Below are 14,897 nucleotides of genomic sequence, written 5' to 3' on the forward strand. Positions count from 1 at the left end.
CAGGTATCAGACGATTGCTGATACGTGTGAAAGAACCGGTGGAGCGGTAGTTCAGTTGGTTAGAATACCTGCCTGTCACGCAGGGGGTCGCGGGTTCGAGCCCCGTCCGTTCCGCCAATTATTAAAAATTATGCCTGCTAAATTAGCAGGCATAATAGTAAGCGTAATTTAGGGGCGTAGCTCAGTTGGTAGAGCACCGGTCTCCAAAACCGGGTGTCGCGAGTTCGAGTCTCTCCGCCCCTGCCATATTTAAACCCTTCGCGAAAGCGAGGGGTTTTTTTTCGTCTCAATTTCCTGAAACTCCTCTCTATTTTTTAACCTCTTCCCCTTAGCCCCACTATTCTGGGGATTATTTGCACCAATGGGCTCAAAATCTTCGCTTTTGCCAGTTGTTTTTTGTCATGTTTTGGCTGAATACATGCACGAATTGATTGTTCTCCCCGTATGTGACCTCGCTCATGCTCCCATTTTCCCTATGTACTAAACCTAATCATCGTCTTATGACGACTATCAGACCCTGACAGCATTCTTTTATCCTTTTTCCGACAAAACTGTCGTAGCGGCTGAATGCGTATGTCGGGTAAACGTCCTGGACGTACCCTACGAGTCATAACAAAAAGTAGCTCAGACTACACGCGAGGAAAGAAACATGTACAAACGCTTATTTGTGGCAGCAGCAGTAGCAACAGCATTTTGTGGCGCAGTTCAGGCGGCTCCGCTGGTTGTTGGTTTTTCGCAGATCGGCTCTGAGTCTGGGTGGCGTTCTGCGGAAACCAAAGTCTCTAAATCAGAAGCGGAAAAACGTGGTATTACACTGAAAATATCTGATGCTCAGCAAAAACAAGAGAACCAAATCAAAGCAATACGTTCATTCATCGCACAGGGTGTTGATGCCATTTTCATCGCTCCTGTTGTTGCTACTGGCTGGGCTCCGGTTCTGACCGAAGCTAAAGAAGCTAAGATCCCTGTGTTCCTGTTAGACCGTACGATCGAGGTCAGTGATCCGTCTCTTTACACTGCTGCAGTCGCTTCTGACAGCGTGTATGAGGGCAAAGTGGCGGGTGACTGGCTGGTGAAGGACGCTGCTGGCAAACCATGTAATGTTGTCGAATTGCAGGGTACGGTCGGTGCCAGTGTGGCGTTAAATCGTAAACAAGGCTTTGCAGATGCGTTGAAAGCTGCACCAAACGTCAAAATTATCCGCTCACAGTCCGGCGATTTCACCCGCAGTAAAGGCAAAGAAGTCATGGAAAGCTTCATCAAGGCTGAGCAAAACGGTAAGAACATTTGTGCTGTTTACGCCCATAACGACGATATGGCGATCGGTGCAATTCAGGCTATCAAAGAAGCTGGCCTGAAACCGGGTTCGCAGATCAAAATCGTCTCTATCGACGGTGTTCCTGATATCTACAAAGCTATGCTGGCGGGTGAAGCGAATGCTTCTGTTGAGCTGACACCAAACATGGCTGGCCCGGCATTTGATGCGCTGATTGCGATGAAAAAGGATGGTACGCAACCGAAGAAATTCATTCAGACTCAATCCGCGTTGATCCTGCCGGACATGGCTCAGAAAGAGTATGACATGAAGAAAAACATGGGTTATTAAGCCGGTTTACCGGCTTGTCTCACGGGCAAGCCGGTAACAATTATTCCCTTTTCGCTTATAGCGAATGCAGCAGGAGTAGTGACGTGACGGATAATCCTGGTTCAGAAACGCTGCTTGAAGTACGCGGTTTATCAGTTGAATTCCCCGGCGTAAAAGCGCTGGAAAATGTCGACTTTACCCTCGAACGCGGTGAAATTGTTGCCCTTTTGGGTGAGAACGGCGCCGGTAAGTCCACAATGATTAAGGCCCTCACCGGTGTCTATAAACGTTCTGCTGGCCAGGTCTTTCTTAACGGAAAACCGATCGAGCCAATCAGTACTGCTGATGCCCAGTCGCTGGGGATTGGTACGGTATATCAGGAAGTAAATCTCCTGCCAAATATCTCTGTTGCTGCCAACTTGTTCATCGGGCGCGAGCCAACCCGTTTCGGTCTGGTCAATCAGCGCAAGATGGAACAACAGGCCGACGCCCTTCTGGAAGGCTATGGGCTGCATCTGGATGTCAGCCAGCCACTCTCAACCTACTCCATTGCGATTCAGCAAATCGTGGCAATTGCCCGCGCTGTTGACCTGTCTGCACAGGTTTTAATTCTTGATGAACCCACCGCCAGCCTTGATGCCAAAGAAGTCAGTATGTTGCTCGATATTCTGGTTCAACTGCGTAATAAAGGGGTGGGGATGATTTTCGTCACCCATTTCCTCGATCAGGTTTATCGGATCAGCGACCGGATTACCGTTTTGCGAAACGGTAAGCGTGTGGGGTCTGAACGAACGGTGGATTTACCGCGTATCGATCTCGTGCCGATGATGCTGGGACACAGTTTTGATGAAAACCTGCTCAAACGCACCGAACATAGAAATGTAACGGGCGAGCCATTAGTGGATTTCAAAGGCTATGGGCGTCGAGGTGTGGTCGAACATTTTGACCTGAAAGTACGTCGGGGTGAAATCGTCGGACTGGCGGGTTTACTGGGATCAGGACGGACGGAAACCGCTCAGCTGATTTTTGGCATTAAAGGGCATGACAGCGGCAATGCACGTGTCGATGGCAAAGAAGTCGCCATCAGCACGCCCAGAAAAGCGGCTAAACTGGGATTTGGTTACTGCCCGGAAGATCGTAAAACCGATGGCATTATCGGCGCGGCTACAGTGCGTGAAAATATCATCCTTGCCTTACAGGCGCAGCGCGGCTGGTTGCGTCCTTTACCCATGAAAGAGCAGCATCAGATCGCCGAAAAATTTATCAAACTCCTTGGCATCCGTACACCCGGCACTGAGCAGGAAATTCAGTATCTTTCCGGTGGTAACCAGCAAAAAGTGTTGCTGTCCCGCTGGCTTGCAACCAATCCTCGTTTCCTCATTCTCGATGAACCTACCCGTGGGATTGACGTCGGTGCCCATGCAGAAATCATCCGTCTGATTGAAAAACTTTGTGACGAAGGCCTGGCGTTACTGGTCATTTCCTCTGAGCTGGAAGAACTGGCGGGTTATGCCGATCGTATTGTTGTCTTACGAGACCGTCGTCATATTGCCGAAATTGAGCAGGCTGATATCTCCGTGCCAGCCATTATGAAAGCCATTGCGGCGCAATGAGGGGAGATAGTGATGAATAACAGGAGCCTGCCAATGACGGGAAAACCGCGCAAAGTAAGATGGGTATTTCCAAAAGGCACCACGCAAATCGGTGCTTTCGTCGCAATATTAATCATAGACAGCCTGGTCGCCCCGGGCTTTTTCTCTATCCATATTCAGGATGGCCGCTTGTTTGGCAGCCTGGTGGATATTTTCAACCGTGGTGCCCCTGTCGCTTTGCTGGCTCTCGGGATGACGCTGGTTATTGCGACCGGCGGCATCGACCTTTCCGTCGGTGCGGTCATGGCGATTGCCGGTGCAACAGCCGCGACCATGACGGTGCAAGGATATCCGCTGATGATCGTGCTGCTGGCCTCGGTCGGGGTGGGGGCAATATGCGGTTTGTGGAATGGCTTTTTGGTCGCTGTTCTGCAAATTCAGCCGATTGTTGCCACGCTGATGCTGATGGTCGCCGGACGTGGCATCGCACAGCTGATTACGGAAGGGCAAATCGTCACGTTTGAACACAATGGTCTATCGCAGTTTGGCAGTGGTTCTTTGTTCTATCTGCCAATGCCGGTGATCATTGCCGTCGCCATGCTGGTTCTTGTCTGGGCGCTGACGCGGAAAACAGCGCTTGGCCTGTTCATCGAATCAGTCGGCATCAATATCCGTTCTGCTTATAACGCCGGCGTAAATGCCCGTTTAGTGCTGATCTCCACTTACGTCATTTGTGGGATTTGCGCGGCCGTTGCGGGCGTTATCATAACGGCTGATATTCGCGGAGCGGACGCCAATAATGCCGGACTATGGCTGGAACTTGATGCCATTCTTGCCGTCGTCATCGGCGGCGGCTCGTTACTGGGTGGACGTTTTAACCTGCTTCTTTCGGTTGTCGGTGCACTGATCATTCAGGGAATGAATACCGGCATTCTGCTCTCCGGCTTCAAACCGGAATTCAACCTGGTGCTGAAAGCTCTGGTGGTGCTCGCTGTACTGGTAGTTCAGTCTCCCCGCGTCTCTTTCAGTAATCTGTTCCGGAGGAAAGGATAATGCTCAAAAGAAATCTGCCCCTGCTGATTACGATCGTGGTTTTCCTGGCCGGATACGCCTATTGCTTCACTCAGTTCCCCGGTTTTGCATCCACACGCGTGTTTTTTGATTTGCTGACGGATAACGCGTTTCTCGGCATCGTGGCCGTCGGGATGACATTTGTCATCTTATCCGGCGGCATCGATCTGTCAGTGGGTTCTGTTATCGCTTTCACCGGTGTTTTGCTGGCGAAACTCATCGGTGCTTATGGCATCGCGCCTGGCTATGCCTTTGTCATCGTGCTGTTGATGGGCACCACGTTTGGTGCGCTGATGGGATGGATCATTGATACGTTGAAACTGCCTGCTTTCATCATCACGCTGGCGGGCATGTTTTTTGTGCGCGGTATGAGTTTTATTGTTTCGGAAGAATCGTTGCCGATTAACCATCCGGTTTATGAATTCCTCGCCAATTATGCCTGGAAAATGCCCGGTGGTGGTCGTTTCACATTGCTGGCTCTGGTTATGCTGCTGGTGGTGCTTGGCGGGATTATTCTGGCTCACCGTACGCGATTCGGTAACAACGTCTATGCCGTTGGCGGCAGCAATGTGTCGGCTGCGCTGATGGGGGTGCCGGTAAGGCGTACCACGATTTATATCTACATGCTGTCCAGTACGCTGGCGGTCTTATCGGGCATCATTTTCTCGCTCTACACTTCTGCGGGTTATGCACTCGCGGCGAGTGGTGTAGAACTGGATGCTATCGCCTCTGTTGTGATTGGCGGGACGTTACTGAGTGGCGGCGTAGGCACGGTTTTAGGCAGCTTGTTTGGTGTGCTTATTCAGGGGCTGATCCAAACCTACATCACTTTCGATGGTACGCTTAGTTCGTGGTGGACCAAAATCGTGATGGGCGTTTTGTTGTTTATCTTCATCGGATTGCAAAAAGGGATGGGCAGCTTCTGGACAGCCAGAAGAGCGCGCCATCCGCGACCAGAACCGTCCTGAAACAGGACGGTATCAGAAATTAGTGATCAGCGGTGTTTTGAGTAACTGACGGATCAACACTTGCTGGTCGCTGGTTTGCAGCCAGACGGCGTAAAGCGGGCGGATCACCGGCGGAACATCTTCATGTGCGGCCAGTTGCGGATATTCTTTGGCCCAGTGCGCAGGCAGGAACGCACAACCGCCGGTATTTTCCAGCAACTGACGCGTCAGATGTGCAGAGGTTGTGGTTAACACCGGTTCCTGATCGCTGTTTTGCAGTTTTTCCTGCTGAGGAAAATCAGCGCCCCATTCCAGCTTCACATACGGTGATTGTTCGCTTCTGACCGTTTTCTGCGATGAGAATAGTCGTAACGAGAAATTACCTAGTAACTGACTTGAGAGCTCGTCCATCTTTGGTGGCTCGGTGGTGATCAGCAAATCCAGTTGTCTTTCATGCAATTGTTTGACCAGCGACTGACGCAGTGCAATGCGCGCCTCAAGCCTAAGCGTGCCACGCTGGGTGTAAAGAGACTGCAGCCACGGGGTCAGATAGGCTTCCCAGAGCGACGCCGTCGCACCAATCGACAATTCTGTGTGCTGTAACGAGCGTACAACCTCTTTTTTCGCCATTTGCCACGTTGACATAAGATTCTCTGCATAAGGCAGCAGACGTTCTCCTGCGGGCGTTAAGCGGATGTTATTGCGATGCCGTGTGAATAAATTGGCGCCAAGTTGGGTTTCCAGTTGCCGGATACGAAAGCTGACAGCGGATTGAGTCAGGTAAAGGGATTCCGCCGCCCGACCAAAGTGGCGAGTTCTACTGACCTCCAAAAAGGTTTTCAGTAATTCCGTGTCCAAAACTATCTCCAATATTTTTTGTCGTTAAGATTTAAATGTTTTGTTTTACACAATGTCAAGCCTAACTAATACTCCGCGCCATAACAGCACGACCATGAGAGAATTAGGAGCGTGTCAGATGGCGGAAAGCTTCACCACGACAAGTCGTTTTTTTGATAATAAACATTACCCTCGCGGGTTCTCCCGGCATGGCGATTTCACCATTAAAGAAGCGCAAATGCTAGAACGTTACGGCTTTGCTTTTAACGAGCTGGATCTGGGAAAACGTGAGCCCGTTACCGACGAAGAAAAACTGTTCCTGGAGGTTTGCCGTGGTACGCGCGAACCGGTAACGGATGCAGAAAAAGTGTGGAACAAATACATTGTCCGCACTCGTCGTCCGAAGAAATTCCACACGTTGTCTGGCGGTAAACCGCAGGCTGACGCTGTAGAAGACTACACGGAAAGCGATGACTAATGAAACGGGGCGATGCCCCGTTTTTTTATGCCAGGCTCTTATGTAGAGTTAACAATAGCCTATCCATGCTGCGATAGCTCAGTGCTTCAGCAATATGTCTTCGTTCAATCGATTCCTCGCCACCCAAATCAGCCAATGTTCTCGCGACTTTCAGAATGCGATGCCAGGCTCTGACCGATAATCCCAGTTTGTGCAGGACTTCTTCCAGAAATTCAGCATCTGCTTTGGTTAACACACAGTACGTCTCCACTTCGCTACTGCTCAGATGCGCGTTGACTTTTCCCGCGCGTTTTAACTGAATTTCTCTGGCGGTCAGTACCCGTTCCCGTACTTGTACACTATTTTCCCTGAGCACAGGCGTATGGTTTTGCTGGCTCAAAATGCCGGGCGGCAGGAGCGGGACTTCAATCGACAGATCGAATCTGTCGAGAAATGGCCCGGAAAGCCGGCTCAGGTAGCGTAAAACCTGCTGTGGCGGTGTGCGGTTATGAATGCCCTGATAGTGTCCGGTCGGGCTGGGATTCATCGCTGCAATCAGTTGCGCTCTTGCCGGATAGCGGACTTTCGCCCGTGCACGGGAAATGGTGATTTCGCCGGATTCCATTGGCTGGCGCAGAGCATCAAGAACCTGGCGCTGAAATTCTGGCAGTTCGTCAAGAAACAATACGCCGTTATGTGCCAGTGATATTTCTCCCGGTCTGGGTAACGAGCCGCCTCCCACCAGCGCGCTCATGGATGTGCTGTGATGCGGTGCACGAAAGGGGCGGATGCGTGAAAACTCGCCGTCATCTTCGGGGTTATACACCAGGCTGGCAATGGCGGCCGTTTCCAGCTTTTCCTCGTTACTCATGGGCGGCAGTAAACCGGGCAACCGGCTAGCCAGCATGGTTTTTCCGGTGCCGGGAGGCCCAATCAACAATAAATTATGCCCTCCCGCTGCCGCCACTTCGAGCGCGCGCTTTGATTGCTCCTGTCCGATGATATCGGCAATGTCAGGTTGATACTCGGGCGGAGGCGCCGTCGCCGGAAATTCAATCGGTGGCAAATTGTCCTCGCCCTGAAGGAATGCGCAGACCTGCAATAAGTGCCCGGCCACCTGCGCTACACCGGGATCAAGAAGCGTCATTTCCGTCTGATTACTTTGCGGCAGGATCAACACCCGGCCTTCTTTTTGCGCCTCAAGTGCCGCCGGAATCGCGCCATTTACGCTGCGCAGCGCACCGGAAAGGCCCAGCTCACCCAGAAACTCGTACTCCTCAAGCTTATCGCCCTGAAGCTGCTCTGAGGCCACCAGAATCGCCAGCGCGATGGACAAATCATACCGGCCGCCTTCTTTGGGTAAATCAGCGGGTGCAAGATTGACGGTGATGCGTTTGGCCGGAAAGGTAAACCCGCAGTTGATGATGGCGCTGCGAACCCGATCTCTGGCTTCCTTGACGGTGGTTTCCGGTAAACCGACCAGTGTCAGGGCCGGTAATCCGTTGCTGATATGGACCTCGATCGAGACACCGGGTGCCTGAACCCCCAGCGATGCGCGGGTATATACCACGGCTAATGACATGCTTTTTCCTTTGCTATGAGCTCTGCTGACGGCAGCATGCCTGAGCTGGAAACGCTTTCGGGAAGAAGTTTGCTGCAATGCGTAATGCGATGGGAAAATAATCTGCAAGTCACCGACTTAACATGAAGGGATGCGAACTGCTTCGCAACGACAGCAATACTCCTTAACAGTTTAAGGTTTCTGGAAACAAATTAGCGGACTAATTAAGTTGCCGCAAATACCGGCAGGGGTGTTTAATCTTGCTGTATTTAACAATAAATAAACAAATACAGAACACTGATTAACATCTCTCTGCCTGACCAGGGATTTTCCGCAATGCCCCGGTGAGTGCACTACCTGCAGCTATTCCGAAATAGGGACTCACCCATGTTTGGTTGGACTTCTCGGCAGCGTAACGTTGCCATCGCCAGCTTTCTGAGCTGGACTCTCGACGCTTTCGATTTCTTCATTTTGGTCTTCCTGCTCAGCGATATCGCATCGGCATTTCAGGTAGATATCAAACAGGTCACGCTGGCAATACTGCTGACGCTGGCCGTGCGACCGATTGGGGCGTTGCTGTTCGGGCGTGCGGCGGAAAAGTACGGGCGCAAGCCGGTGCTGATGGTCAATATCGCGCTATTTTCTTTCTTCGAGCTGTGTACTGCGGCGGCACCTTCCCTGACCGTTTTCCTGATCCTTCGCGTGATTTACGGCATTGCGATGGGCGGTGTCTGGGGCGTAGCTTCTTCTCTGGCGATGGAAACCATACCTGACCGTTCCCGTGGCGTGATGTCGGGGATTTTTCAGGCGGGTTATCCGTTTGGTTATCTGCTGGCGGCGGTGGTATATGGTTTGCTGTTTAATGTGGTCGGCTGGCGCGGCATGTTTGTGATTGGTGCTGTGCCGGTTTTCCTGCTGCCTTTCATCTGGTTCAAAGTACAGGAATCGCCGGTCTGGCTGGCGGCGCGGGAACGCAACGAAAGCACGGCACTGATGCCGGTGCTGAAGAAAAACTGGAAGCTATGTATTTATCTGGTTGTGCTGATGGCGGGTTTTAATTTCTTCAGCCACGGTACGCAAGATCTCTATCCGACGTTCCTGAAAGTTCAGCACGGTTTTGACGCACATACCGTCAGTTTAATCGCCATAAGCTACAACATTGCGTCAATTATCGGTGGGATCTTCTTTGGTTCGCTGTCTGAGAAAATTGGTCGTAAGAAAGCGATTATTATCGCCGCGTTGCTTTCACTGCCGGTCATTCCATTATGGGCCTTCTCCGGCGGTTCATGGATGCTGGGGCTGGGCGCGTTCCTGATGCAGTTTATGGTGCAGGGCGCATGGGGCGTCGTGCCGACTTATCTGACCGAACTGGTGCCTGCTAACACGCGCGCGGTCCTACCGGGGTTTGTTTACCAGCTCGGTAATCTGATTGCTTCGGTTAATGCGACGCTTCAGGCTTACATTGCCGAAAGCCACGGACACAACTACGGACTGGCGATGGCAATTGTGGCCGGTACCGTCGCCATCCTGATTTCTGTTCTGGTGGCATTTGGCCGGGATACCCGGGGAAAAGCGATTGCTGGAGCAATAAATAATCAAACGGCAAATCATCACGCTAAGTTTTGATTTTTCAGATGATTTTTCATGGTTTCTGCAACGGACTGCAAATAATAACGCAAGAAAAATGTTGTCATTAATCATCTTACTGTGATAACTCTGTAGGCAATCGTTCGCAATATGAATTTTAGAAACCTAAAAATGAAAGCCCTTCTCCTCGTAGTTAGCCTAGTCGTGATTAGCGTGGTGGTGATTATTATCCCACCGTGCGGGGCTGCACTTGGACGAAGAAAGGCTTATTAAACAAGCCTGAACCTGAAAAGAAACCCCGCACCGAAAGGTCCGGGGTTTTTTTTTGGGTCAGGAATTTCAGAGAACAGAGAAGCGGGGTCGGAAAATGAGCAACAGCATAATATTCTGCACTTGTCGCAAAAAGGCAGGAGAATAAAGATGAACGGAGCACAATGGGTAGTACAAGCGTTGCGTGCGCAGGGTGTAAATACAGTATTTGGTTATCCTGGCGGGGCAATCATGCCGGTATACGATGCATTGTATGACGGCGGCGTGGAACACCTGTTGTGCCGGCATGAGCAGGGTGCTGCAATGGCCGCCATCGGCTATGCCCGTTCTACCGGAAAAGTTGGCGTCTGTATCGCCACTTCCGGTCCTGGCGCGACCAACCTGATCACCGGTCTGGCCGACGCGCTGTTAGACTCCGTTCCGCTGGTGGCCATCACCGGGCAGGTTGGTTCTGCCTTCATCGGCACCGATGCCTTCCAGGAAATCGACGTTTTAGGGTTGTCCCTGGCCTGCACCAAACACAGTTTCCTGGTTGAATCTCTGGAAGCGCTGCCGGAAATCATGGCGGAAGCCTTTGCCATCGCCAGCTCCGGTCGTCCGGGCCCGGTTCTGATCGACATTCCGAAAGATATCCAGCTGGCCGTGGGTGAATTACCGCCGCATCTGGTGGCGGTTGAAGAAACTTTTCCGCACCCTGCGGCTGAATTACAACAAGCCCGCGCCATGATCGCTGCCGCGCAAAAACCGATGGTTTACGTCGGTGGCGGTGTCGGTATCGCGCAGGCCGTTCCGGCATTACGCGAATTCATTACTGCGACAGGCATTCCTGCGGTAGCAACGTTGAAAGGTCTGGGGGCGCCGGATGCCAGCGACCCATGTTATCTGGGTATGCTGGGCATGCACGGTACCAAAGCGGCGAATCTGGCTGTTCAGTCCTGCGATTTGCTGATTGCCGTCGGTGCGCGTTTCGACGACCGCGTGACCGGCAAGCTGAATACTTTTGCGCCAGACGCCGCGGTTATCCACATGGATATCGACCCGGCCGAGCTGAACAAATTGCGCCGGGCGCATGTGGCGTTGCAGGGTGCTCTGAATGCGCTGTTACCGGCGCTGCAACAACCCCTGAACATCAACGCCTGGCGTGATGAAGTGATGACGCTGAAAGCGCAGGGCGAATGGCGCTACGATCATCCGGGTGAAGCGATTTATGCGCCGTTGTTACTGAAACAAATCTCTGACCGTAAATCGGCCAATACCGTGGTGACCACCGACGTCGGCCAGCATCAGATGTGGACCGCGCAACATATGCAGTTCACTCGCCCGGAAAACTTCATCACCTCCAGCGGTCTGGGCACGATGGGTTTCGGCGTTCCTGCCGCCGTCGGCGCACAGGTTGCCCGCCCCGACGATATGGTGATCTGCGTTTCCGGTGACGGTTCATTCATGATGAATGTTCAGGAGCTGGGCACCATCAAGCGAAAACAGTTGCCCGTCAAAATCCTGTTGCTGGATAACCAGCGATTAGGGATGGTTCGACAGTGGCAGGAATTGTTCTTCGACGGACGCTTCAGTGAAACCAACCTCTCCGATAACCCCGATTTTGTCACGCTGGCCAGCGCATTCAACATCCCCGGCCAGCGTATCCACCGTAAAGATCAAGTCGATGCCGCTCTGGACGCTTTCTTCAACAGTGAAGGTCCGTATTTGCTCCAGGTTTCCATCGACGAAAATGAGAATGTCTGGCCGCTGGTTCCACCGGGCGCAGGCAACGAAACCATGCTGGAGAAAATGTCATGATGCAACATAACGTCTCAATTCAGGCCCGCTTCCGCCCCGAAATGTTAGAGCGCGTATTACGCGTCGTCCGTCACCGTGGTTTTCAGGTGTGCGCAATGAACATGACGCCGATGGTCAATGCGGAAAACATAAATATCGAATTGACCGTTGCCAGTCAGCGGCCCGTAGATTTACTGTCTTCACAGTTACGCAAACTTATGGATGTCGCTTGTGTCGAGATCCAGCAACATACATCACAACAAATACGCGCGAATGCGTGAGTAAAGGAACGAGAGAATGACGAAGAAAGCTGATTACATTTGGTTCAACGGCGAGATGGTTCCGTGGGCAGAAGCTAAAGTCCATGTCATGTCACACGCACTGCATTACGGCACTTCCGTTTTCGAAGGCGTGCGTTGCTACGACTCCCATAAAGGCCCGGTCGTATTCCGTCACCGTGAACATATGCAGCGTCTGCGCGATTCCGCAAAAATTTACCGTATGCCTGTTTCCCAGAGCGTCGATGAGCTGATGGAAGCTTGCCGCGAAACCCTGCGCAAAAACAATCTGGTCAGCGCGTATATCCGTCCGCTGGTGTTTGTCGGCGATGTGGGTATGGGCGTTAATCCGCCGGACGGCTACAAAACTGATGTGATCATCGCCGCCTTCCCGTGGGGCGCGTATCTGGGTGAAGAAGCGCTGGAGCAGGGTATCGACGCGATGGTGTCTTCATGGAACCGCGTTGCTGCAAACACCATTCCAACCGCTGCGAAAGCCGGTGGTAACTACCTGTCCTCCCTGCTGGTCGGCAGCGAAGCACGTCGTCACGGTTATCAGGAAGGTATCGCGCTGGACATTCACGGCTATGTGTCTGAAGGCGCTGGCGAAAACCTGTTTGAAGTGAAAGAAGGCATTCTGTTCACACCGCCATTTACCTCTTCTGCCCTGCCAGGTATCACCCGTGACGCTATTATTAAACTGGCAAAAGACCTGGGTCTTGAAGTGCGTGAGCAAGTTCTGTCCCGTGAATCCCTGTATCTGGCAGACGAAGTCTTCATGTCCGGTACCGCTGCAGAAATCACCCCGGTGCGCAGCGTTGACGGCATTCAGGTCGGTATCGGTAAACGTGGTCCGGTGACCAAACAAATTCAGGATGCATTCTTCGGCCTGTTCACCGGCAAAACCGAAGATAAATGGGGTTGGCTGGATCCTATCAACCCACAATAATTTTACCCGTCATCCTTCAGGCCGCCTCCGCGTTCGCTGCCTGGTGCAACCCGAATGATTCAGGGTAAATAAGAAATTCAGCAGGTAGCGATTTCGCTGCCTGCTAAACAGAAATGATTTGGAGTGAACAGAGCATGCCTAAGTACCGTTCCCACACCACGACACACGGCCGCAACATGGCTGGCGCCCGCGCATTATGGCGCGCTACCGGCATGACGGATAACGATTTTGGTAAGCCCATTATTGCCGTCGTCAACTCATTCACCCAGTTCGTGCCGGGCCACGTGCATCTGCGCGATCTGGGTAAGCTGGTTGCCGAGCAAATCGAAGCGTCTGGCGGCGTGGCGAAAGAATTCAACACTATCGCTGTGGATGACGGGATTGCCATGGGGCATGGCGGCATGCTGTATTCATTGCCTTCACGCGAACTGATTGCTGACTCGGTGGAATACATGGTTAACGCGCACTGCGCTGATGCCATGGTGTGTATTTCCAACTGCGACAAAATCACCCCGGGAATGCTGATGGCGTCACTGCGCCTGAATATTCCGGTGATCTTCGTTTCCGGTGGTCCGATGGAAGCCGGTAAAACCAAACTGTCTGACAAAATCATCAAACTCGACCTGGTCGATGCGATGATTCAGGGCGCAAACCCGAACGTCAGCGATGCCGACAGCGAACAAATCGAACGTTCTGCCTGTCCGACCTGCGGCTCCTGTTCCGGTATGTTCACGGCGAACTCCATGAACTGTCTGACCGAAGCGCTGGGTCTGTCTCAGCCGGGTAACGGTTCATTGCTGGCAACGCACGCCGATCGCCGCGATTTGTTCCTTAACGCCGGTCGCCGCATCGTTGAGCTGACCAAACGTTATTACGAAAAAGACGATGAAAGCGCATTGCCGCGCAACATCGCCAGCAAAGCGGCATTCGAAAATGCCATGATCCTGGATATCGCGATGGGCGGCTCGACTAACACCGTTCTTCACCTGCTGGCTGCCGCGCAGGAAGGCGAAATCGACTTCGACATGACCGACATCGACCGTTTGTCACGCAAAGTCCCGCACCTGTGTAAAGTCGCGCCAAGCACTCAGAAATACCACATGGAAGACGTTCACCGTGCCGGTGGCGTGCTGGCGATTCTGGGTGAACTGGATCGCGCCAATCTCCTGAACCGCGACGTGAAAAACATTCTCGGCCTGACCCTGAACCAGACGCTGGATCAGTACGACATCATGCTGACCAAAGACGAAGCCGTGAAAAAAATGTTCCGCGCGGGCCCGGCCGGTATCCGCACCACGCAGGCGTTCTCGCAAGACTGCCGCTGGGACACATTGGATGACGACCGCGCCGATGGCTGTATCCGTTCGCTTGAGCATGCGTTCAGCAAAGACGGTGGTCTGGCCGTGCTTTACGGCAACATCGCCGAAGCGGGCAGTATCGTTAAAACGGCGGGTGTGGATAAATCCAACCTGACTTTCCGTGGTCCGGCAAAAGTGTACGAAAGCCAGGACAGCGCAGTTGAAGCGATTCTTGGCGGCAAAGTGGTTTCCGGCGACGTTGTTGTGATTCGTTACGAAGGGCCGAAAGGCGGGCCGGGCATGCAGGAAATGCTGTATCCGACCACTTACCTGAAATCCATGGGTCTCGGCAAAGAGTGCGCGCTGATTACCGATGGTCGTTTCTCCGGCGGCACATCCGGTCTGTCTATCGGCCACGTTTCTCCGGAAGCGGGCAGCGGCGGCCTGATTGCGTTGGTGGAAGATGGCGACATCATCGATATCGACATTCCGAACCGTAGCATGGTGCTGGATGTGCCTGCGGCAGAACTGGCGGCGCGTCACGAAGCTGAACTGGCACGTGGCGACAAAGCCTGGACGCCGAAAAACCGCGAACGTGTGGTTTCACTTGCGCTGCGTGCTTACGCATTGCTGGCGACCAGTGCCGATAAAGGCGCAGTGCGCGACAAGTCTAAGCTGGGAGGCTGACA

13 protein-coding genes and 2 tRNA genes are annotated in these 14,897 nt (G+C 52.7%); 13 read left to right on the forward strand and 2 right to left on the reverse strand.

Translation table 11 applies throughout. From position 1 onward, the window contains the following. Nucleotides 1-40 precede the first annotated feature (40 nt). From GW591_RS22600 to yjfF, 6 genes are all read left to right on the forward strand, one after another. A tRNA-Asp gene (locus GW591_RS22600) sits at nucleotides 41-117 on the forward strand. Nucleotides 118-170: 53 nt separating this feature from the next. Continuing rightward, nucleotides 171-246: transfer RNA gene (locus tag GW591_RS22605), tRNA-Trp, on the forward strand. A gap of 403 nt (nucleotides 247-649) precedes the next feature. Beyond that, nucleotides 650-1,606, forward strand: a complete 957-nt coding sequence (gene ytfQ, locus GW591_RS22610) for a galactofuranose ABC transporter, galactofuranose-binding protein YtfQ (protein ID WP_013577556.1) — start codon at nucleotides 650-652, stop codon at nucleotides 1,604-1,606. 110 nt (nucleotides 1,607-1,716) lie between these two features. Continuing rightward, the gene (gene ytfR, locus GW591_RS22615; RefSeq protein WP_183065415.1) at nucleotides 1,717-3,198 is read left to right on the forward strand and encodes a galactofuranose ABC transporter, ATP-binding protein YtfR; all 1,482 of its coding nucleotides are present in this window, start codon (nucleotides 1,717-1,719) and stop codon (nucleotides 3,196-3,198) included. 12 nt (nucleotides 3,199-3,210) lie between these two features. Continuing rightward, nucleotides 3,211-4,230: a galactofuranose ABC transporter, ATP-binding protein YtfT gene (gene ytfT, locus GW591_RS22620; RefSeq protein WP_015690591.1), complete on the forward strand. Its 1,020-nt coding sequence runs from the start codon at nucleotides 3,211-3,213 to the stop codon at nucleotides 4,228-4,230. Next, nucleotides 4,230-5,216: a galactofuranose ABC transporter, permease protein YjfF gene (yjfF, locus tag GW591_RS22625; protein ID WP_013577553.1), complete on the forward strand. Its 987-nt coding sequence runs from the start codon at nucleotides 4,230-4,232 to the stop codon at nucleotides 5,214-5,216. Before ytfT ends, yjfF begins: the two co-directional genes overlap by 1 nt. A gap of 12 nt (nucleotides 5,217-5,228) precedes the next feature. Here the strand turns inward: yjfF and hdfR are convergent, their stop codons facing one another. Continuing rightward, the gene (gene hdfR, locus GW591_RS22630; protein WP_013577552.1) at nucleotides 5,229-6,053 is read right to left on the reverse strand and encodes an HTH-type transcriptional regulator HdfR; all 825 of its coding nucleotides are present in this window, start codon (nucleotides 6,051-6,053) and stop codon (nucleotides 5,229-5,231) included. 118 nt (nucleotides 6,054-6,171) lie between these two features. On the opposite strand from hdfR, the gene GW591_RS22635 reads away from it, so the two are divergent. Then, the gene (locus GW591_RS22635) at nucleotides 6,172-6,510 is read left to right on the forward strand and encodes a DUF413 domain-containing protein (protein ID WP_013577551.1); all 339 of its coding nucleotides are present in this window, start codon (nucleotides 6,172-6,174) and stop codon (nucleotides 6,508-6,510) included. Between the two features lie 25 nt (nucleotides 6,511-6,535). On the opposite strand, the gene GW591_RS22640 is transcribed toward GW591_RS22635, so the two are convergent. Beyond that, nucleotides 6,536-8,071 carry a YifB family Mg chelatase-like AAA ATPase gene (locus GW591_RS22640; protein WP_121020201.1) on the reverse strand — a complete coding sequence of 512 codons (1,536 nt, stop codon included), beginning with the start codon at nucleotides 8,069-8,071 and terminating at the stop codon, nucleotides 6,536-6,538. A 366-nt stretch (nucleotides 8,072-8,437) separates the two neighbouring features. Here GW591_RS22640 and GW591_RS22645 point away from each other — a divergent pair, with 366 nt between their 5' ends. The 6 genes from GW591_RS22645 to ilvD all read left to right on the forward strand — a co-directional run bounded on the left by GW591_RS22645 (nucleotide 8,438) and on the right by ilvD (nucleotide 14,895). Further along, on the forward strand, nucleotides 8,438-9,676 hold the full coding sequence (locus GW591_RS22645) for an MFS transporter (RefSeq protein WP_013577549.1): 1,239 nt from the start codon (nucleotides 8,438-8,440) through the stop codon (nucleotides 9,674-9,676). Nucleotides 9,677-9,808: 132 nt separating this feature from the next. After that, nucleotides 9,809-9,910, forward strand: coding sequence for an ilv operon leader peptide (gene ilvL, locus GW591_RS22650; protein ID WP_015699153.1), 102 nt, complete (start codon nucleotides 9,809-9,811; stop codon nucleotides 9,908-9,910). Between the two features lie 147 nt (nucleotides 9,911-10,057). Beyond that, the gene (ilvG, locus tag GW591_RS22655) at nucleotides 10,058-11,704 is read left to right on the forward strand and encodes an acetolactate synthase 2 catalytic subunit (protein WP_112198183.1); all 1,647 of its coding nucleotides are present in this window, start codon (nucleotides 10,058-10,060) and stop codon (nucleotides 11,702-11,704) included. Next, nucleotides 11,701-11,964: an acetolactate synthase 2 small subunit gene (ilvM, locus tag GW591_RS22660; protein ID WP_013577547.1), complete on the forward strand. Its 264-nt coding sequence runs from the start codon at nucleotides 11,701-11,703 to the stop codon at nucleotides 11,962-11,964. Before ilvG ends, ilvM begins: the two co-directional genes overlap by 4 nt. A 16-nt stretch (nucleotides 11,965-11,980) precedes the next feature. After that, entirely contained in the window at nucleotides 11,981-12,910 is a 930-nt protein-coding gene (locus tag GW591_RS22665; RefSeq protein ID WP_013577546.1) for a branched-chain amino acid transaminase, read from the forward strand. Nucleotides 12,911-13,044: 134 nt separating this feature from the next. Further along, nucleotides 13,045-14,895, forward strand: a complete 1,851-nt coding sequence (gene ilvD / locus GW591_RS22670; RefSeq protein ID WP_013577545.1) for a dihydroxy-acid dehydratase — start codon at nucleotides 13,045-13,047, stop codon at nucleotides 14,893-14,895. Nucleotides 14,896-14,897: the final 2 nt, after the last annotated feature.

This window comes from Rahnella aceris (genome assembly GCF_011684115.1).
Lineage (GTDB): Bacteria > Pseudomonadota > Gammaproteobacteria > Enterobacterales > Enterobacteriaceae > Rahnella > Rahnella aceris.